Annotated in this window: 18 protein-coding genes and 1 tRNA gene; 8 read left to right on the top strand and 11 right to left on the bottom strand. The window is 67.6% G+C overall.

All coding sequences use genetic code 11. The annotated features are described in order from the left end of the window. Positions 1–55: 55 nt before the first annotated feature. From NE857_RS00250 to NE857_RS00240, 3 genes are all read right to left on the bottom strand, one after another. On the bottom strand, positions 56–868 hold the full coding sequence (locus tag NE857_RS00250; protein ID WP_254421823.1) for a DUF2786 domain-containing protein: 813 nt from the start codon (positions 866–868) through the stop codon (positions 56–58). 147 nt (positions 869–1,015) lie between these two features. Further along, positions 1,016–1,453, bottom strand: coding sequence for a membrane protein (locus NE857_RS00245; RefSeq protein WP_026117087.1), 438 nt, complete (start codon positions 1,451–1,453; stop codon positions 1,016–1,018). 293 nt (positions 1,454–1,746) lie between these two features. Then, complete coding sequence (locus tag NE857_RS00240) at positions 1,747–2,238, bottom strand: NUDIX hydrolase (protein WP_026117086.1); 492 nt, start codon at positions 2,236–2,238, stop codon at positions 1,747–1,749. A 112-nt stretch (positions 2,239–2,350) separates the two neighbouring features. On the opposite strand from NE857_RS00240, the gene NE857_RS00235 reads away from it, so the two are divergent. Then, positions 2,351–3,658, top strand: a complete 1,308-nt coding sequence (locus NE857_RS00235) for a hypothetical protein (protein ID WP_254419270.1) — start codon at positions 2,351–2,353, stop codon at positions 3,656–3,658. 18 nt (positions 3,659–3,676) lie between these two features. Here NE857_RS00235 and NE857_RS00230 read toward each other — a convergent pair whose 3' ends face one another. Genes NE857_RS00230 through NE857_RS00220 form a run of 3 tightly spaced genes read right to left on the bottom strand, consistent with a single transcriptional unit; the run spans position 3,677 to position 5,880 of the window. Then, the gene (locus NE857_RS00230) at positions 3,677–4,672 is read right to left on the bottom strand and encodes a hypothetical protein (protein ID WP_254419269.1); all 996 of its coding nucleotides are present in this window, start codon (positions 4,670–4,672) and stop codon (positions 3,677–3,679) included. Beyond that, positions 4,659–5,273: a hypothetical protein gene (locus NE857_RS00225; protein WP_254419268.1), complete on the bottom strand. Its 615-nt coding sequence runs from the start codon at positions 5,271–5,273 to the stop codon at positions 4,659–4,661. The genes NE857_RS00230 and NE857_RS00225 overlap by 14 nt, the downstream gene beginning before the upstream one ends. A gap of 1 nt (position 5,274) precedes the next feature. Beyond that, entirely contained in the window at positions 5,275–5,880 is a 606-nt protein-coding gene (locus NE857_RS00220; RefSeq protein WP_254419267.1) for a hypothetical protein, read from the bottom strand. A 671-nt stretch (positions 5,881–6,551) separates the two neighbouring features. Here NE857_RS00220 and NE857_RS00215 point away from each other — a divergent pair. Both NE857_RS00215 and NE857_RS00210 read left to right on the top strand, forming a co-directional pair. After that, entirely contained in the window at positions 6,552–6,704 is a 153-nt protein-coding gene (locus NE857_RS00215; RefSeq protein WP_254419266.1) for a hypothetical protein, read from the top strand. A 205-nt stretch (positions 6,705–6,909) separates the two neighbouring features. Continuing rightward, the gene (locus NE857_RS00210) at positions 6,910–9,810 is read left to right on the top strand and encodes an AfsR/SARP family transcriptional regulator (RefSeq protein ID WP_344012540.1); all 2,901 of its coding nucleotides are present in this window, start codon (positions 6,910–6,912) and stop codon (positions 9,808–9,810) included. Positions 9,811–9,834: 24 nt separating this feature from the next. Here the strand turns inward: NE857_RS00210 and NE857_RS00205 are convergent, their stop codons facing one another. After that, the gene (locus NE857_RS00205; RefSeq protein ID WP_254419265.1) at positions 9,835–10,638 is read right to left on the bottom strand and encodes an oxygenase MpaB family protein; all 804 of its coding nucleotides are present in this window, start codon (positions 10,636–10,638) and stop codon (positions 9,835–9,837) included. 662 nt (positions 10,639–11,300) lie between these two features. On the opposite strand from NE857_RS00205, the gene NE857_RS00200 reads away from it, so the two are divergent. The 3 genes from NE857_RS00200 (at position 11,301) to NE857_RS00190 (ending at position 13,841) form a co-directional block, all read left to right on the top strand. Beyond that, complete coding sequence (locus NE857_RS00200; RefSeq protein ID WP_254419264.1) at positions 11,301–11,825, top strand: lytic polysaccharide monooxygenase auxiliary activity family 9 protein; 525 nt, start codon at positions 11,301–11,303, stop codon at positions 11,823–11,825. A gap of 280 nt (positions 11,826–12,105) precedes the next feature. Beyond that, entirely contained in the window at positions 12,106–13,041 is a 936-nt protein-coding gene (locus NE857_RS00195; protein WP_254419263.1) for a hypothetical protein, read from the top strand. A gap of 74 nt (positions 13,042–13,115) precedes the next feature. Further along, positions 13,116–13,841, top strand: coding sequence for a hypothetical protein (locus NE857_RS00190; protein WP_254419262.1), 726 nt, complete (start codon positions 13,116–13,118; stop codon positions 13,839–13,841). A 247-nt stretch (positions 13,842–14,088) separates the two neighbouring features. Here NE857_RS00190 and NE857_RS00185 read toward each other — a convergent pair whose 3' ends face one another. From NE857_RS00185 to NE857_RS00175, 3 genes are all read right to left on the bottom strand, one after another. Then, a complete protein-coding gene (locus NE857_RS00185; protein ID WP_254419261.1) occupies positions 14,089–14,442 on the bottom strand; it encodes a hypothetical protein in 354 nt (117 codons plus the stop codon). Positions 14,443–14,530: 88 nt separating this feature from the next. Beyond that, a tRNA-Pro gene (locus NE857_RS00180) sits at positions 14,531–14,604 on the bottom strand. A 74-nt stretch (positions 14,605–14,678) separates the two neighbouring features. Beyond that, positions 14,679–15,599 carry a metallophosphoesterase gene (locus NE857_RS00175; RefSeq protein WP_254419260.1) on the bottom strand — a complete coding sequence of 307 codons (921 nt, stop codon included), beginning with the start codon at positions 15,597–15,599 and terminating at the stop codon, positions 14,679–14,681. Between the two features lie 99 nt (positions 15,600–15,698). Between NE857_RS00175 and NE857_RS00170 the strand changes: the two genes are divergently transcribed. Then, entirely contained in the window at positions 15,699–16,151 is a 453-nt protein-coding gene (locus NE857_RS00170; protein ID WP_017583870.1) for a GatB/YqeY domain-containing protein, read from the top strand. A 209-nt stretch (positions 16,152–16,360) separates the two neighbouring features. On the opposite strand, the gene NE857_RS00165 is transcribed toward NE857_RS00170, so the two are convergent. Then, positions 16,361–18,760, bottom strand: a complete 2,400-nt coding sequence (locus tag NE857_RS00165) for a penicillin-binding protein (protein WP_254421821.1) — start codon at positions 18,758–18,760, stop codon at positions 16,361–16,363. A 437-nt stretch (positions 18,761–19,197) separates the two neighbouring features. Here NE857_RS00165 and NE857_RS00160 point away from each other — a divergent pair, with 437 nt between their 5' ends. Further along, the gene (locus tag NE857_RS00160; RefSeq protein ID WP_017583868.1) at positions 19,198–19,515 is read left to right on the top strand and encodes a WhiB family transcriptional regulator; all 318 of its coding nucleotides are present in this window, start codon (positions 19,198–19,200) and stop codon (positions 19,513–19,515) included. The last annotated feature ends 12 nt before the right edge of the window (positions 19,516–19,527 follow it).

Raw genomic sequence — 19,527 nt, 5'->3', positions numbered from 1 at the left:
AAACGGTGTGCCTGTGGAAACTGTGCACAGCCTGTGGATAACTCGTGGTGAAGAGCTATTCGCCCTCGGCCAGAGTGGAGGCCCGTCCGCTGGTCACCGGGGTCTCCAGACCCAGCTCAGCCTGGCGTCCGCGGCGGTATCCGGCGCGGTACCCGGCGGCGCTGTGGGTGCGCTCGGGGCGGTGTTTGCGCAACTGTGGGAATTGCTTGTGGAACTCTTCGTTCACCCGGTTCACGTCGTCCCGGAGAACCAACTCCGCGCCACGTACCGAACCGTTCTGACCGCTACCCTCAGTGACCCCTGACTCTCCGTCATGGGTGGCCATTTCCTGGAGCCGTGCCCGGAACTCACGAATGCGTTCTGCCACCGCCTGCCCGTAGGCACGCACGAACGACCGGTAGTAGCGCTTGCGCTCGGTCTCCAGTTCGGACCGCGTGTAGTTGCGCAGTTCCCGGATATCGGTGACGTGCGCCGAACTCATGAACTTGGCCGAGGCCTCCATCTGCATGGAGATCGACGGCATGAGCATCCGCAGCGCCTCCAGAGCGCTGACCGTCCCCACCAGGATGATGGTGCGTTCGGTGTTCTCGGAGTTGTTTCCGCGCACCGCCGACTGGCAGCCGTAGGCGGCGGCGATGTCGGCCAGGGCCTTGACCCGGGCCTTGCCGTGGCCGCCCACACCCGCGACGGTGTAGTCCATGCGGCTGATCGCGTCCGGTTCCTCGCCCCTTTCGGCGCGGGCCTCGGCCTCGGCGATCGCGTGGCGGGTCATCAGCTCGGCGGCCTTGGCGGTGAACGCCTGGCTCTCGGCATCAGTGACCGAGGGGTCCTCCGCCATGCGAAGGAGCCCTCGGACCCGCTCGACCATCTTCTGACGAGCAGCTTCAGTCATCGGCGCCGGTTGTCTCCCGTAGGTGAGGTGTGGTCCATCCGCTCCTTGGCGGAAAACATCGAGCCTAGGCCCTTCTGTTCCCCACCTTCATCACGGTGGCGCAGAACCACCACCCGAAAGCCCCTACTTCTTGTTTCCGGCGACCGCGGCCACGACACCGATGATGACCCACAGGGTCAGGCCCACACCGAGTCCCGTCCAGAGACCGCCGAAAATCCCGCTGAAGATCGCGAAGCTGGTGACAACGCTCACGATGTAGCTCACGATAGCGGCGGCCCCACCGCCGATCATGGCCGGGGCGGCCGCGTAGCGGAACGGGTAGGTGGCCGCCCAGCGGCGGCCGCGGCGGTCGCTCTTCTTGCTGATCACGCCGCCGATTCCGCCGATCAGGGCGAAGAAGAAGATGCCGGTGGTGACCGCGACGGGTACACCGGCCAGGCCGAAGTTGGCCAGGAAGGAGAGCGCACCGGCTACGGTGCCGCCGACCACGGACGGCCCCCACGGCCAGATCATCGCCGCCGAGGCGACGGGAGTGAATGCGTTACCGCGCTCCAGCGTCATGTTCACAGCTCCAGTCGAATCGCGTGGCTCCCGCTCTTCGCAGGGCCGTTCCCTACAGCATGCAGGGCCGGGGCGGCCAGCACATCAGGGCCCGTCCCTGGTTTTACCCCTGAGACGGTGCCCTGGCACCTCACCCAGCGGGCGAAGCCGACACCAATCATCTCAGACGGGTGCGAGCGCTGCCCCTGTCGGTACCAACGCTCATCCCGATCCGGAAGTGCCCGTACGGCGGGACTCATGGAAGCCCGCGCCGTCGGTCCCCTACGGGCCGAGAACCCCCGACCCGCTGCCGATCACAGCAGATCGCCGCTGACCGTCGCCGAACCGAGGCCGTCCCGCAGGTGGGGCCAGGCGGTGCGGAAGGCGGGCAGCAGGGGAAGGGCCTCGGCCTGCTCCACCCCGACCCACCGGATCTCCTCGCTCTCGGAGTTCCCGGGACGGAACGGGGTCAGGGTCGGCACGCGCAGCAGGAACGTGTCGTAGCGCCACACCGTCAGGTCCTGTTCGTGGCTGCCCAGGACCGTGTAGTCGTCGAGGTCGCCGGAGACCTCCTCGCGGAACTCGCGTACGGCGGCCTCCAACGGGGTCTCGTCCCGGTTGCGGGCCCCGCCGGGGATGCCCCAGGTGTCGCCCATGTGCGTCCAGCCCGCGCGGTGCTGGAGCAGCACGTGACCGGAACCGGCCATGTCGGTGGCGTACAACAGCAACCCGGCAGCACCGTACAGCCCCCACCTCCGGGAGCCGTCGGGCAGTTCCACCCAGCCGTTTCCGTCGCCCTCCTGCATCAAGCCCTCCAACCAGAGCGGTCGCTCGTGTCCGACGATCACACCTTCGCCCGTCCACAGCCTGTGGACAACGGGAATGCGTGGAAATCATTCCCGCTAATCTCTTGAACCTATGGCTCGCACGACCTCTTCCACGGCGATCCTGCCCGCGTACACCCTCGTCCTCCTCGGACGGTACTGGGCTCCTCTGCTGTGCGCCTACAGCATCGGGTACATGGTGCACTGGTGGCTCATGCGCGGGCTGGTCCAGGTCGCCGGTGTGCACCAGGCGATCGGCCTGGCCGGGCTCGGCCTGACCTTGCTGGTCACCCTCGCCACCACCATCGTCATGTTCCACCTGGTCAGGCCCAGCCTCCAACTGGTCGACGCGGAACTGAGCAACGACCCCGGCTCGAAGGGCCGCACCACGATGGCGCAGCGGGAGCGGCGCGTGGTGGACGGGGTGGTCCTGGCGATCCTGCCGTTCCTGGTCTTCTACAGCGCCTGGGGCCTGATCGGCGAGGAGTTCGAGACCTACAGCGTCGGACTGCTCAACGACGGCGGCCTCGAATCCTTCGCGGCACCGCACGAGGTGAACGCGGTGGGGCTGCCACTGGTGGTCGCGCTGGTCGCGTGGCTGCTGCGCCGGGTGTGCGAGTTCTTCTACCGTAAGAGCAGGAACGGTGTGCTGGGCGTGCTCACGGCGCTGTTCGAGGCCGTGTGGATGTTCATGTTGGTGTTCTCCATCGGTGTCGCGCTGAACCGCGTGGAGGCGTGGGTGAAGGGGCGGGAGGTCTGGGTCCAGGCCCAGGAAGCCCTCAGCCTCACATTCAACTGGGCAGGGGGCCTCGTCGGCTTCACGGACGTCGACGTGTACGTGGCGCTGCTCGGAATGCTGGCGTCCCTGTGGGCGGCGGTCAAGGCGAGCCTGCTGGCCCCGCTGCTGTGGCTGACCATCGCCGCGGTCGTCTACCGCGCCGAGATCGACGAGGACGCGGTGCTGTTCGAGCGGCACCGCAGGTCCCAGCTCGGCCAGGCGCTCAGCCGGTTCAGCCGGTTCAGCCGCGGCTTCGGCCGGGCGGGCGGGCAGGACCTGATGGACAAGTACACACCGTTCCTGAACGCCTTCCGGTTCGTCCTCACGGTCGGGCCGGTCTTCTACCTGACCTTCGCCTTCCTCTACACGCTCGTCGAGGTCGGGTTCAGCCAGCTGCACCGGCTGGTGTTCGTGATCGGCGGCCCGGGGGACTTCCTGGCCGACTGGTGGCTGTGGCTGGGGCCGATCGACTTCCTCGTCGAGGCCGCCCGGGAGCTGCTGCGCGTCTGCCTGCTCGCGGCGGCCTTCGAGATCGCCCTGCGCAAGGTCGACGAGGGTTCTGGCGGGCGACGGGCGCGCACGGCCGTCACGCACGTGCTCAGCCGTTCGGCACGCCGCCACTGAGCCGACTTCTCCGCCGGATCAGTCCCCTCCGCCCAACTCGTCGGCGGAGAACAGCAGTGCCGCGGGGCTGGGCGCGTCCGGTTCCGGCCGGGTGGCGACACGCACCTCGTAGCGCAGCTCCTCCACCACGTCGGCGGGGACCTTGAACGTCACGATCAGCAGCTGGTCCTCTCCGGGGGTGATCGGTTCGGAGTCGGCGTTCCTGCAACCGGACATGATGTTTCCGGGGTCGAGGTCTCCGGTGTCACGCGACGAGAACTCGGTGGTGGGCTCCCAGGACCGTCCCTGCCCGTCCACCGCGCGGAACCGGCACTGGTTCTCCAGCAGTTCGCTCGCCCGGTCGTCGCCGGGGATGACGTGGAAACCGACGTCGATCGCGGCCATGCCCGCCAGGTCGGAGTCCTCAGCGAAGGTGCTCAGGCCGTACCCGGTCACGTACCACTCGCTTCCGGCGAGTTCGACGGTCTCGCCCGCCGCGACCGGCTGCGGATCGGGCACGATCCATCCGCGCTCGGCGGTGAGCGCGGCCTCGGTCCAGTACGGGACGCCGAGCGCGAGGGGTAGCAGGACCAGCAGCGCCGCCGCGTAGGGGAGCTTGAGGTCCTTCCACAGGGGGCGCGCGTGCCGGGGTCTGCCCCTGTCGGGGGCGGGCGGCGGAACAGCTGGCGGTCGCGGTTCGGGCGGGCCCGGCCGTCCGGCGGGCCATGGTCCCTGTCCGGGCGGCGGAACGGGGCCCTGAGCGTGCTGCGGGGCCGGCCCCTGCTCCGGGGATGGGGTCGGTCTCCGCGCGCGGGGAGGCGCCGGATCACGGCGGTCCGGGGTTCCGGGGCCGTTCGGCGGGAACGCACGGTCCGGGGGAACCGGCCCCTGCTGGGGGCCGGGCGGCTGCCGGTATCCCGGCCACTGCGGGCCCGGCTGCTGCCCCGGGTTGCCGGGGGCCGGCCACCGCGGGTCCTGGTCCGGTCCGGGTCGGGGCGGGCGGCGCCGCGGGTCACGGGGGTCAGGCGGGTGCATCGGAGCTCTCCCCCGTTCGGGTCTCGGGTTCGGTCAGCTCGACCTCACCGCGTTCCCCCTTCAGGTCGTCGGCGTCGACCCCGAGGTCGACGGAGGCCTGCGCGGCCAGGCGCGACCCGGACCTGTTCGTGTTGGTGAGCACCAGGGCGGGGGAGTCCAACCGGTCCTCGGGGGCCTCGAAGACGAACACGCCTTGGGTGGTCATGGCCGTGGAGAACCGGGTGGAGCCGTTCAGGGAGCTCTGGAACCAGGTCGACGCCGAGTAGGTCGTGCCGTCGGCGGTCTCCAACGCGACCCGGGTGGCGTTGATGGGGGAGTGCGTCGCGGTGACGCGCGCCTCCACGACGACCCACACCCCGTTGGCCTCGACCGGTTCGGGGTCCAGACGTGCGGTGTCGACGACGGTGTCGGCCAGCCGCACGTCGGTCACCTCGACGGTGAAGTCGTCCGTGGCCACCTCTTCGTCGCGCTCACCGGAGGTGGTGATGGGTCCGACGATGTCGTGGTCGGCGACCTGGAACCGATGGAGGGCGAGGGTCGCCACGACCAGGGCCAGGCAGAGCGCGAACCGGAGCGGGGTGTTGCGGGTGCGAGGGGGCATGTCAGCCCTCTCCCAGGGGCAGCAGCACGGAGCCGACCACCTTGTCGCCTCGGACCCACAGGGGCTCGGTGCCGCCGCTGCCCTGGATCTTCTCCGCCTTGTGCACCGTCAGGAGCACCTCGGCCGTGCCGTCGAGGTCGCCGGGGTTCTCCACGGCCCAGGCCAGGAGGGCCTCCTCGGGCATGTGCGGCTGGAGGTCGATCACGTCGCGGGACGGGTACCGCAGGAAGCGGAGTGAGGGGGATGTCAGTTCGGTGCCGCCGGGCTGGAGGGTCAGTTGGGAGGTGCTCCCGATGTCGAAGAAGGGGATCGGGTCGGAGTCGCTGTTCTCGATGTCGACCCGGACCTGGACCTCGGTGGCGAAGTCCCCCTCGGCCACCGCGGCCCCGATCGGTGTGATCTTGTAGCGACCGCTGTCCAGTTCGGTCTCCGGCGGCTGGGAGCCGGTCCGCGCGTCCGCGGGTTCGAGCCCGCCGAGCAGGGTCACTCCGAGGAGGGCGACCGCAGCCGCCGCGGCGGCGCACGACACGAGCGCGAAGCGCGCGTACGGGTCCCGTGGGAACCAGGACCGGCTGGGGGCCTCTTCAGGGAGGGCATGGTGGACCACGAGGTGAGATTCTAGAGGTAAAGGGGATCAATCACCCTGATATCACCCCGTATCCCCGAAGGTGGCCGGAAGAGGCCAGCGAAAGCGCAGTTCGCGGGGTGTTTCGGTGCCCGGTTCCGGGTGCCCCGAGAGGTTTCTGGCAGTGTCTTCTGCGGGGTGGGGAAGACGGAGATGTTCAACCCGTTGTCAGCGGGGTAGGTGTGGTGATCGGTCCGCGCGGTTTCCCCGGTTTCAAGGTTTCGCGTAAAACCGCCACTTCCGTTTTCGGGGAACTCGACCGCGGGGCGAAAATGCGGCGAATCGTGTTCACTCGGTGACTCGAAGTGTTCATCGGCTCATGGGAAAGCTCCCAGGGCGCGATTGGGTGAACAATGGGTAGCGGTGGTGTGACCTTGGGTTTTTCGCTTCCATTGAAAGCCGGTTGAAAGCGCAGCACAAGAAGATCTCTCTAGTGTGAAGCACGTTCGCCGGGCCGGTAGCTGCGTGAGGACGGCTCGCAGCTCCCAAGAGGGTTCGGCGTCTGTCGGACACATGCCATCCGTGGTGTACCCATGGCGGAAGCGCCGCGGATGGCCGTTCCGCCGGAAGGCGGTGAGTCCCCCATGATGCTTCGTAGACGACGTAGGGCTACATTGCGGCTCTACGCGAGTGCTGTACGTAAAGGAGTTCGAGTGCCGAAGATGCTGACCGTGGACGAGCAGTTCGAGGCGATCATCGCCGACGTGGCGCCGGTGGCGAAGCTGGACCCTTACCAGGAGCCGGCCCCCAAGGAGAGCGTCCCGGCTGAGCAGGACGACAAGCCGGAAGAGAAGGAAGAGAAGTAGGACTTCTCTTCTCGGGGCCGAAGCTCCGAGTGTCGATTTAGAGGGGGACACTCGGCGCTGTCGGCCCCTTCGGCATTCCCATTTACAGGAGCGGGCCTTGCTAGGGTTACTCCTTGTGGATTTCGGCGTGCTTGGCCCCATTGCCGCGTGGTCCGAAGGACGACCCCTTCCGGTCGGTGGACCACGCCAACGTTGTGTGCTGGGCGTGCTCCTGGTGCACGCTGGGCGAGAGGTCACCTTCGACCAGCTGATCGGCTACCTGTGGAGCGATGACCCGCCGCGAACCGCCCGGTCGGTTATTCAGGTGCAGATCTCCCACCTGCGCAGAGCGTTCCCCGGAATGATCAGCACCACCTCCGGCGGGTACCTGGCTGATGTCACCCCCGAGCGCGTTGACCTACATCGATTTCGCAGACTGCGTGAAGAGGCGGATCCCAAGGACCCGGAGATCGCCTTTTCCCGACTCTCCGAGGCGCTTGAGTGCTGGCGCGGGGTTCCGTTCTCCGGAGTCGGTTCAGAGCACCTCTACTACTCGGTGGTGTCACCGCTCCTGGAGGAGCGCTGGTCCGCTGTGGCTGAGTGGGCCGCCTGCGCGCTCTCCCTCGGCCGAGCGGCGGAGGTGGTCTCCTACCTGACACCGATCGCTCGTGAGGAACCGCTCCGGGAGCGGTTGCACCACCTCTTCATCACAGCGCTCTGGCATGTCGGGGAACGTGCCGCTGCGCTTTCCGCCTACGAGGAGATTCGTTCCCGACTGGCGGAGGAACTCGGGGTAGACCCCGATCCGGACCTCACGGCGTTGCACACCCAGATCCTCAGAGCGGACACCTCGGAGCTGACGCCGCCCAAGGGCATCAACGCCCCCTTCCCTGACCGGAAGGATGTATTCGTTGTCCGTAACGATCTTCCGCGTGATATCCCGGACTTCGCTGGGCGTCGGGAGACCCTGGAACACCTCGTCGGCGTCGGTACCTCGAAGGATGAACGGGCCAAGGTCTGTGTCATCTCAGGTAGCGGTGGTTCCGGCAAGACCACGCTTGCTGTGCGCGCGGGACACGAACTGGTCTCCCACTTCCCAGATGGTCAGCTCTTCATCGACCTCTACGGTTACACAGCTGAGAAGAAGCCTCTTGATGAAGGGGCTGCCCTCGGGGCACTGTTGCGTGCGGTGGGAGTGTCCTCCGACAATCTCCCCGACTCGGTGGACGAGCGTTCGGCGCTGTGGCGGGCGACCCTTCGAGGAAAGCGCCTGCTCGTGGTTCTGGACAACGCTGTCAGCTACGCGCAGGTGAACCCCATCCTGCCGTCAGCGGAGGGCACACTCACCCTCATCACGACTCGGAACGATCTCGCTGGTCTCAGTGGTACTGACTACATTTCCCTGAGCATGTTGGCTGAAGAATCCGCGCTCGAGCTGCTGGCCAAGGTGTTGGGTGAGGAGAGAGTCGTTCGGGAGCGGGAGCGTGCACTCCGGGTGGTCCGGATCTGTGGCGGGCTCCCTCTGGCTCTTCGTGTAGTGGCTGGGAGAATGCTCAGCCGGCCGAAGTGGTCTTTTGGCCACGTCGAACGCCGGTTGAGTGAGCAGAGCAGGCGTTTTCGTGAGCTCCAGGTGGATGGGCAGAACGTCGAGGCCGCGATCGACCTCTCCTACCAGAGCCTCAACCAGGATCAGCGTCGTGCTTTTCTTCTCCTCGGTGACATGATCGGGAACACAGTTGATCTGCACGGCGCTTCTGCGCTTCTGGATGTGGAACCCGAAGAAGCGGATGATCTTCTCCAGGGACTCGTCGGAGTCTGCCTTTTGGAGGAACCAGAAGGTGACGTCTACCGCCTCCATGACCTGATAGGTGACTTCTCTCGCTACCGTGGATGGAAGGACCTGGAGCCGGGAGAGTCTGATAAGGCTAGATGGAGACTGGCCAACCAGTACATGGTCGTCGCCCAACGTGCCGCTGACTTGTTGGGTCCACGTGCGCACGGGAATCCCGATCAAATTAGTGGCTCGCGTTACACGACCGAGTTGCTTGATCGATCCGAGGCCGAATCCTGGTTTGACATTCATCAGGACAACGTTGCCGATGTCATCGACTTCTTCAGCGCGGGAGAGAGCGAGGAAGAGGTCTGGCGCATGGCAGACGCGGTGTGGCGATTCTATGCGCAAAGCGGCAACATGGGTCTACTGCTGACCTCGCAGGAGAAGGCCCTGCGTGCCAGCGAGAAGCAGGGAAGTCAACGTGGGCGCGCGGTCACGCTGATTGGTATGGGTATCGCCCAATGCCTGTCGGGAAGGTTCGACAGCGCACTCGCCCTGCTGGTCGAAGCAAAGGATCTTCTCGCTGACCTGGGTGATGAGAGCGGGATGATCCGAGCTCTGGCCAACCTGGGAATTGTCTACGAACGCATGGGCCGATTCCGAGAATGCGTTGAGTGCATCGAAGGTGTCCTGGACTATGCGGTATCCCAGGGAGACAAACAGCTTGAGGCGATGCAACGGGGAAACCTGTCCGCTCTTTATCTGACTCAAGGAAAGTCCCGCGAGGCCCTCGAGATGAGCGAGCGGCTATTGGCCATGGGGTCGGACGAACGGCTTGAGACCAGTCGGATTCAAGCTATGCGAGTCTCTGGTGAAGCGAGGACGGCTCTAGGTGATTTCGAAGGTGCATACAAGGCTTTGCATAAAGCTGTCGAGATGGCTGAGGGCAAGAGCATGAAGGAGATCTACGCCCAAAACTCACTCGGAGTCGCTTACCGGGCGGGTGGGAGGTTCTCCGAAGCCATTACGGAACACCAGACGGCCTTGGACCTTGCCGGTAAGAGCGGTAATCGAAGTGGTGACGCCGAAATTTTGACGGACCTGGGGATCACTTACTCTGCTGCCTCTCGCCATGAAGAGGCCCTCGAGACTCTGGAGAAGGCCCTGGTGACCGCGACCGAGCGGGAGGAGCGGTACATGGTCGCCCGGGCATCGCTCGCGCTGGGGAAGCTCCCGGAACCGATCGTTACCGCTGACCGGGCCCGGGATCTGCTTACCGACGCACTTCTGATCTTCGAGGAGCTCGGGCTGCCCGAGGCTGACCAGGCACGGGAAGCGCTGAAGAACCTGTGAGTCCTCGCCTCACCGTGGTCCGGTTCAGCCGGTGACCTTCGTCGCCCTGCTCGGCTTCCAGCCGCCGTTCTTCCGCAGCGAGCGCATGTACATCGCGGTGGGAAGTCCCCGGACCCCCTTCGGCAGGCGCGGATAGACCGCCCGGGTGAGCCGCATCAGCCGATCGAACCCGCGCTGGTGCGCCTCCGACCACGGGATCCCGAACGCCTCCCGCAGTTCCGGCTCCAGCAGCCCTCCGCTGAGGAAGCGTTGGGCCAGGGTCAGCGGCCACAGCAGTCGGTTCTTCGGGCGGAAGAGATCCCGGGTCAGGCGCCTGGCCTCGTCCCCTACCTCCAGGCGCGCGTAGGCGCGCTCCCAGTAGTCCGTGAACTCCTCCGGGGTTTGCGGCCACTTTTCCGGCGGTAGACCGAGAGCCGTGGCGTACACCGCTGCCTCGCTCAGGAACTCGGTATGCTCCTGCTCGGTCAGTTCGGTGACGGTCAGCTCGTACAGGCGCACCGTTGACCGGTACAGGGTCGCGGCCACCCACAGCAGGAGCTCGGGGTCGAGGGCGTTGTAACCGGGCCCGCGCACCTTGCGGTGCATGGCGCGCACGATCGCGTGTACGCGATCGCGCTCCTCCGGGGTGCCCTGGGCGGTCGCGTAGATGAAGTACAGCGTGCCGCGTAGGCGGTCCAGGGGGCGGGCGGCGAAGTCGCTGTGTTCAGCCACGCCCCGGGCGACGCTGGGGTGGGCGATCTGGAGCAGGACCGCGTAACCGGCCCCGGCGAGGAGGCTGGCCTCGGAGTTGAGCCGTCGTAGGACGGATTGGTCGGACGATCGGGCCATGTCTGGATCGTATGACAACGCCCGCGGCCGCCGCCCGTGACGCGCCCACCCGGGTTTGCGGTGCTTCCTCCTGCTTTCTTCCCTGCCCGGCTCTCCGGTTCGTTCTGTCACCTTCCGGCCGGTTCCTTCCACGGGTTTTCCACCCGTCCGGGCCGCCGACCCCTCGACGCCCCACCGTTGACGCGGCGCCAGCCTTCGCCAGGTCCCCGGCAGAACCCCGCAACCCTCAGGGGGAAGGAAATTATTACCTCCAGGTGAGGTCTGGCCGGACACACGAAGGGTCGACCTATTGGTCTAGTCCTTTCCTGGGCAGGCCGGTGCCGAGCGGGGTTGGCCATCGGACCAGTTCGGAAGCGCACCAGCCCGAGCGCGCCCACCAGTACCAGTGCCCGCAGCCTGTTCACTGGGCTCTTCCCCTGGTACGGGAGCCACACCTTTCCCGCTGGCAACAGGGGTCTTGACGCCCCGTGACAGCCTCCTTACCGTCTTCGGCACCGGGTGGACGGACATTCCCCAAACCCACGGGAACGCTCCCGGGCACCCAGTCCGGGACTCACGGAAATAACCGGCCGTGAGCGCCTCCCACCCGCCCTGGACCGGAAACGGTCCGGGTCACCCCGCTACGGCCCCCGAGGTCGTGACCCAGAAGAAGGGCTCTCTTCATGAGCATCAGCAGCAAGTTCCGCTCCACCGCGGCCGTCGGCGCCGCGACGGCCCTGGCCTTCACCCTGATGCCCGCGGGCGCCGCCAACGCCCACGGCTACATCGACACCCCGGCCAGCCGGCAGGCCCAGTGTGCCGCGGGGGTCGTGGAATGCGGCCCGATCCAGTGGGAGCCGCAGAGCGTCGAGGGCCCCAAGGGCCTGATGAGCTGCTCCGGAGGCAACGAGGCCTTCTCCGAGCTGGACGACGACAGTTACGGCTGGGACGTCACCCCGGTCGGCACCACGGCCACCTTCGACTGGACCATCACCGCCGCCCACTCCACCGCCACGTGGGAGTACTTCATCGACGGCAACCTCATCCAGAGCTTCGACGACGGCGGTGCGCAGCCGCCGTGGAACTTCTCCCACGACGTCGACCTGTCCGGCTACAGCGGTGAGCAGACCGTGCTGGCCCGCTGGAACGTCGCGGACACCCCGATGGCCTTCTACGTCTGCGTCGACGTCAACGTCGGCGCCCTGTAGGGTCCGGGCCCAGGCTTCGCGGGGAGCCTCCCGTACGTCGTGACGCCCCGCGCCAACGCGTTGTGACACCAGCCCCGGTCCGGTCCCGCAGCCGGGCCGGGGCGCTTCCGCGTACGGAGTGTTCCGTCCGCTCACCGGATCCGCGACCGTCCTCCCGACACGGGATGCGGCAGCGATCGACTGTGAACAGTACGACGGCGACCGGTACCCGGTTTGTCGGCAGCCGCGTGGGATCATGCCTGGGGTCAGGTCACGACTACTCCTGGACGGACCCTCTCGTATGGGACAGCCCTTCCCGCCGCCCCCACCCGGCCATTCCGGCCACCAGGGACAGCAGAACCAGTTTCCGCAGCAGCCGCCGGGCCAGCCCCAGCAGCCCCAGCAGCACCCCCAACAGCCGGGGCAACCCCAGTACTCGGGGCAGCCTCAGCAGCCCCAACCCCAGCAGCCGGGCCAGCCCCAGCCGCCGTTCCAGAACCAGCCGCCGCAGCATCCCGGCCCGCCCCCGCAGCAGCCCGGCTACCCCGGCGCGCCCGGTCAGCAGTCCCCGACCGCCGGACGCCGCCCCAGGACCGCGCTGACCGTCGCCCTCACCGCCGGTCTCACCCTCGCCGTCCTCGGCTCCCTCACCTGGGCGTTCGCCTCCTCCTACGGTTCCTCCACCGGGGTGAGCGCCGCGGGCGGCCTGCCGACCGACGACCCCTGCGCGGGCGTCGACGAGGTCACGCTTTCCAGGATGGACGGCGAGATCTTCTCCTGGCAGGCGGACACCTACAACAACGGGTGCAGCTGGGTCGTCACTCTGGGGGACCACGAGAGCACCAGCCTCTCCTACAGCCGTTCCGTGCCGATGTCGGGGGCCGACGCCGACTTCGCGGAGGAACTGGACGATGAGGGCGAGGTTCCCCGCGACGTCGACAGCCTCTACGAGCTGATGGTCGAGAATGCCTCCGAGCTCTCGTACGAGTCGGACTCCATCAGGATCTTCGACAGCCAGGACCGGCAGCTCGACTTCGGGGACGAGAGCGTGATCGTCCTGGCCGACATCTCCTACTCGGATGACGAAATCAGCAGCCAGCGCGTCAACGTCATCGTCCGTGAGGGCCGGGTCGTCAGTCAGCTCAGCTACAGCCTGAGCGTCTGGAGCATCGAACCCATCGATCTGGACGAGGCCGAGGACCTGATCCGAGACATCACCGTCGACCTGTTCGGATGACGGACAGCGCTCTCCCCCCTCGGCTCCACTTCCCCTGAAACGTGCATGGACGACGTCCAGAACAGGAGATCGCCGTGTACAACGGCCCATCCCAGCAGTTCCCGCAGCAACCTCAGCAGCAGCCCCAATCCCATCCCCACCAGGGCCAACCCGCGCCGTCTCCGCGTCGGGGCGGTACCGGACGCACCATCGGGATCACCCTGGCGGCCACGATCGGTGTCTACGCCCTGATCGCCGGGGGTTTCTGGCTGGTCTCCTCCCCCGGCGCCGCCGTGGCAGGACCCGAGTTCGATGGTCTGCCCACCGACCCCTGCTCCGTGCCGAACGGCTCCCAACTCAACTCCGTCTCCGCGAGGCTGGCGAGCGCGCACCTGACCCCGAGCAGCTCCCGCTGCGTGTGGCACGTCGAGTGGTCGGACGGTTCCCAGGGAAGCCTGAACGTCAGGTACCGCTTCCCGGTGGACAGCGACAACGAGCCTCAGCGACGCGCGTCGGACGTCGAGAATGAGTACGAGGAGCGGTTCGAGCAGCTGACCGAAGGCGAGGTGGACGACTACTGGACGGTGGAGGTCCAGGAGTCACGCGAACTGGACGTGGGCGAACAGGCGGTGGTGGCGCACGTCCGGGAGGGCTATGAAGACCTTCGCGGCAAGGCCGAGGTGCTGGTCCTGGCGGACGGCGTGCTGATCGATGTCTGGGCCAGCGAGGTCTGGGACGAGAACCCTGGCCGCCCCGACTTCACCGATGACGAGGACACCCTGATCGCCATCGCCGAACGCGCCGTCAACCACCTGGGGTGACCGCCGCCCCGGGGCTCTTCAGAGCCTCCAGCTCCCTCAGGGTCAGTTCCGTGCCGGTCGTCCGGTTCGGCCCGGCGAACCGGACCGCCGGGACGAACCGGCTGTTCGGTCCGGCCTACCGGATGCCCGGTGAAGCGACTCAACGCCGGATCAGCCCATCCAAGTGACCTGGATGAGCACGACCCGCTCGCCTCGAACGTCCGTGAGGCCGTCGAGGAGGCCGTCGGGGTCGTGTTCCCAGTGCCAGTCAGACACCCTCGACCTCGCGGTGCGCGGCTCGCACGATCTCTCCGGTGGTGCGGATCGCCTCGTCGCGGACACGGGGGTCCTTGTCATTGACGGCTTGCTCGGCTTCGCGTAGCTGGTGGGCGGTGGCGGGACGGCGCTCGATGGTGACCGTGACCGCCCACTTGCGATAGAACATGCGGATCGCAGCGACGCTGTCCTCCTCACCTGCTCGGGTGAACGCGCTCTGCATCTCCTCGAAGAACTCACTCAGAAGGTAGGGCGCGACCGTCGCCACAGCCTGCCGGAGTTCGGGAAGTCTCTGCGCGGGTTGCGGGATGATCGCGTCCGCGTCGTCGATGCACGGAAAAGTCATCTGCATCTCCCGATTCGCGTCAAGGCCCGAGCCTTATCAACGCCAAAGGCCCGGCAAGGTGTGAACCTTACCGGGCCTTTCGCCTCTGTCGGGGTGGCGGGATTTGAACCCACGACCTCTTCGTCCCGAACGAAGCGCGCTGCCAAGCTGCGCTACACCCCGAAGCAACGTCCCCAAGTCTAGCGGACTCCGGGAGTGCTTGTGCACGTCAGTTTCTTCGGGGCGGAATCAGCAGCTCAGGAGGGTGCGACCAGGTCCAGGAGCGAGGCCTCGGGGCGGCAGCAGAAGCGCACCGGGGCGTACGGGGACGTGCCCAGGCCGCCGGACACGTGCAGCCACGCGTCGCCGTACCCGTTGAGCCCCCAGGCCCGTTCGCGGTCGATCCCGCAGTTGGTGACCAGCGTCCCGTAGAACGGCAGGCACAGCTGGCCGCCGTGCGTGTGACCGGCCAGCAGGAGCTGGTAGCCGTCGGCCTCGAAGCGGTCCAGGTTGGCGGGCTCCGGCGAGTGCAGCACACCCAGCCGGATGTCGGCCGCCGGGTCGGCCGGGCCTGCGACGTCCTCGTAGCGGTCCAGCTTGATGTGCGAGTCGTGCACACCGGCCAGGGCCACGTCCAGCCCGTTGGCCTTCAGCGCACCCTTGTGGTTGTTCAGGTCCAGCCAGCCCGAGGCCGACATCGACGCGCCCAGCTCGCGCCAGGGCAGGTCCGGCACCCGGCGCTTGTTGTAGTCCGTCTTGCTGGTCCGCCACAGGTAGCGCGCCGGGTTCTTCAGCTGCGGGGAGAACAGGTCGTTGGACCCGTACACGAACGCGCCCGGGCGGTCCAGGAGCGGACCCAGGGCGTCCATGAAGGGCCCGACCGCCTCCGGGTGCGCCAGCGAGTCGCCGGTGTTGATCACCAGGTCCGGCTCGTAGGCCTCCAACCCCCGGATCCAGTCGATGAGCATCTTGCGGCCGGGCGTCAGGTGCGCGTCGGACAGGTGCAGGATCCGCAGGCGCGGGCTGCCGGGGGGCAGCAGGGGGAGTTCGTACCGGCGCAGCCGGAACCAGTTTCGTTCGATGACCGAGGCGTACCCCAGCCCGGCCACACCGACCGCGCCGGTGATCGCGGCCGCGCGCCCGACCCGGCGCAGGAGTGGTCTGTTGTCGGCGCCCATCCGGCCCTCCTTCGTCGTCGACTGATCGTCTCAGATGCCGGGGCCGCCCCGTACGCAAACCGTTGGGCCGGCCGGTGCGGGCGGCCGTAGGATCGAGCCATGTCCGAACTCAAAGCCCGCCTCAAGTCCGACCTCACCACCGCCATGAAGGCGAAGGACAAGGTCCGCACCGCCACCCTGCGCATGGTGCTCACCACCATCGCCACCGAGGAGTCCGCGGGCTCCTCCCAGCGGTCCCTCGACGACGACGAGGTCACCAAGCTCCTCATCCGTGAGGCCAAGAAGCGTCGCGAGGCCGCCGAGGCCTTCGACAAGGGCGACCGCCCCGAGGCCGCCGCCAACGAGCGGGCCGAGAGCGAGGTCCTTTCGGACTACCTGCCCAAGCCCCTCACCGACGACGAGCTCTCCCAGCTGGTGGCCACGGCGATTACCGAGACCGGAGCCTCCGGGATGAAGGAGATGGGCAAGGTCATGAAGGTGGTCAACGCCCGGGTCGCGGGCCGGGCCGACGGCGCCCGCGTGGCCGCCGAGGTCAAGGGCCAGCTGGCGTAGCCGTTCCCGGGGTTCTCAGAACTCTCCCGGGCTTTCCGGGGCCTCCGAGCCCGACTTCTCCCGTGCGGCTCCCCCGACCAGGCCTCCCGGGCCCTCCCGAGGTGCCGTGGCAACGTGAAGGGGGCGGTGGTGACCAGGTCACCACCGCCCCCTTCCGTATGCTCTCCGGCGCTACCTCACCGGGTCCCGTCTCTCAGGGTTTCAGGGGATCAGTCCCCGTCGCCCCGGGTGATCGGGCCCGCCGGGGTCACCGGGTACCAGTCGCCGCCGGGAGCGTCGTCGGTGCTGGCCCGGCCGCCGCCGCTGCTCAGGAACACGTTGACCGTGGCCCCCTCGGGGAGCCGGGTGCCCGGGTTCGGGTTGACCGCGGCCACCGAACCCTCGGACTCCGACGAACGGACGGTCGTCCCGGACACGTTCACCACGTAACCGGCGGCCTCCAGCGCGGACACGGCGTCCGACTCGCTCATACCCACGACGTTCGGCACACCGCCGTCGTCACTGGCGGGGCTGGCCTCGTCATCGTCATCGTCGTCATCGTCGTCGTTCCGGGGCGGAGCGGGTTCGGAGGTCGAGCCGAACTTGCCGGGCGCGGACGCCAGCTGCTCGGTTGCCAGGCCCTCGTGGGCGCCGCGCATGGTCTCCTGCCAGATCGGGCCGGGGATCGTCGCCCCGTACACGACCCCGAAGTAGCGGTCGCCGATCTGGACGTTGCGCAGCGGGTGCTGCTGGGGGCCGCGGGGATCCCCGACGAACACGCTGCTGGCCATCTGCGGGGTGAACCCGGCGAACCAGGCTGCCGCGGAACCGTCGGTGGTGCCGGTCTTGCCTGCGGCCGGACGGCCGATGCCCAGGCTGGAGGCGGTGCCGCCGTTGAAGGTCTGCGCCAGCAGGTAGCTGGTGCCGTCGGCGACGTCCTCGTCGATCACGCGCTCGCACCGCGGCTCGATGTCGATGGTGGTGCCCGCCTGGCGGTCCTCGATCTGGGTGATGGCCTGCGGCTCGCAGTACACGCCGCCGGAGGCGAAGGTCGCGTAGGCGTTGGCCACCCGCATCGGGGAGACCTCCTCGCTGCCGAGGGTGAAGCTGTTGTTGGCGAGGGAGTTGTCGTTCTCGGTGAACACGGTGCCGTCGGCGCGCTGCAGTCCGAGCTTCTCGGCCATCTCCATCGTGTTGCACAGTCCGGCGCGGGCCTGGAGCTGGGCGAAGTAGGTGTTGGAGGAGGACTTGGTGCCGGACACCATGTTGTGGTTGCCCGCGTTGCTGTCCCCGGCGTTGCTCAGCTGCCACGGCTCCAGCCGCCCGCCCTTGCAGGAGACCTGTCCGGTCACCGTGGTGGAGCTCGGCGAGTTGAACGAGGTGCCGAAGGGCATGCCCTGGTCCAGCGCCGCGGCGAGGGTGATCGCCTTGAAGGTCGACCCGGCCTGGAAGCCGTTGCTGCCGCCGCGGTCGGCGTCGGTGACGAAGTTGATGGAGGTCTCGCCGAGCTTGCTCTCGTCGGGCCCGTAGTTGCGGCTCTGCATCATGCCGAGGATGTGGCCGGTGCCCGGCTCGATGACCGCCTGCGCGGCCACCTTGCGGGAGTCGTTCTTACGGGGCACCCACTTGTCCACGGCCTTCTGACCCGCCTCCTGCGTCTGCGGGTCCAGGGTGGTGTGGATCTCCAGGCCCGCGGTGCGCAGCCAGCGCGCCCGCTCGGTCTCGTTGGGGCCGAAGCGCTCGTCCTGCTCGATCTCCTGGACCACGTAGTCGCAGAAGAAGGGCTGGTCGCTGGGGACGCACCCGTTGGGCGGGGTGTCCAGGTCCAGCTCCATCTCCTCGGCCTTTGCCTCCTCGGCCTCCGCCTCGGTGATGGCCTCGGTGGCGACCATGCGGTCCAGGACGACGTTGCGTCGATCGGTGGTCTGCTCGGGGAAGAAACGCGGGTTGTACAGGTACGGGTAGCGGACCAGACCGGCGATGGTCGCGGCCTGGTGCAGCTCCAGCTCGCTCGCGGGCACCTGGAAGAAGTGCTGCGCGGCGGACTCGACGCCGTAGGCGCCGTCACTGAAGTAGGCGATGTTGAGGTAGCCCTCGAGGATCTCGTCCTTGGACATCCGCTGTTCCAGGGCGACCGCGTAGCGCAGCTCCCGGATCTTGCGGGCGATCGTCTCCTCGCGGGCCTCGTCCAGTTCCTCCTGCGAGGTGGCGGCCTCGATCTGGACGTTCTTCACGTACTGCTGGGTGATGGAGGAGGCACCTTCGGTGTTGCCGCCCGCGGTCCGGATGGCGGCGCGCAGCGTGCCGGACACGTCCAGGCCGCTGTGCTCGTAGAAGCGGGAGTCCTCGACCGCCAGGATCGCGTCGATCATCACCGGGGAGATGTCGTCGATGTCGACGAGCTCGCGGTTCTGGTCGAAGATCTCGGCGATCACGCCGCCTTCGCTGTCATAGATGGTGGACCGCTGCGGGGGCGGCGGCGTCTCCAGTTGACTGGGCATGTCCAGGAAGCCGCTGGCGACGTTGCGGGCGGTGATCCCCATGCCGCCGACCGCCGGGAGGGCGAGCGCGGCGACGAGGAGACCGGCGATCACGCCGACGACCACCAGCTGGCTGATTCTTTGAAGCAATGTCCCCTGACCCACCCCATCAGACTAAGTGACCACGAACGCTCAAAAGCGGTGCTATCGGTAACGGACGGTGCGCTTTGGCGCTGAATCGCCCATGCCGACGCACGAGCCGTGCCCCCGGACCATCTTTCCACGGTTAACGCTGACCGGCCTCTGTCCGGTTCGTCCGACCTGCGTCCCTTCCCCCATACGGGGAGGGGAGGGCCGGTCGCGCAATGGCCCGCTCGGGCCATATCCATGAGACGGAAAGTGGGTCGAGTGGGTTCTGTTGGCGCGGCGATCCGAACCGTACTTTCGAGATACGGGGGTGTCGTGACAACACGTGCACGTAGCACCCCACGCGGTAGCGGGAGGCCACCGTGTTCACCTCCACTCAACCAGAGCACAACAACCACCTGGGACCGCGAGCGCAACCATACGTCTGGGAAGTGGGCCACATGTGGACCAACCAGTGGACGACGAAGGCACTGTGCCGACAAATCGATCCCGACGCACTGTTCGTCCAGGGGGCCGCGCAGAACCGGGCCAAGCTCTTCTGCCAGGGCTGTCCCGTGCGCACGGAGTGCCTGGCGGACGCACTGGACCACCGGGTCGAGTTCGGGGTCTGGGGCGGCATGACCGAACGCGAGCGTCGCTCCCTGCTGCGCAAGCACCCGGAGGTCACCGACTGGGGGCCCCTGCTGGAAGGGGCGCGGGGGCAGGGCGCGGACGACCTGTCCCGGTTCGTGCGGGTTCTGGGGGAGGCGCTCGCCTGAGCCCGGCGGGAC

The organism is Nocardiopsis exhalans (assembly GCF_024134545.1).
Taxonomy (GTDB): Bacteria; Actinomycetota; Actinomycetes; order Streptosporangiales; family Streptosporangiaceae; genus Nocardiopsis; species Nocardiopsis exhalans.
This window is presented reverse-complemented; position numbering and strand designations above follow the sequence as displayed.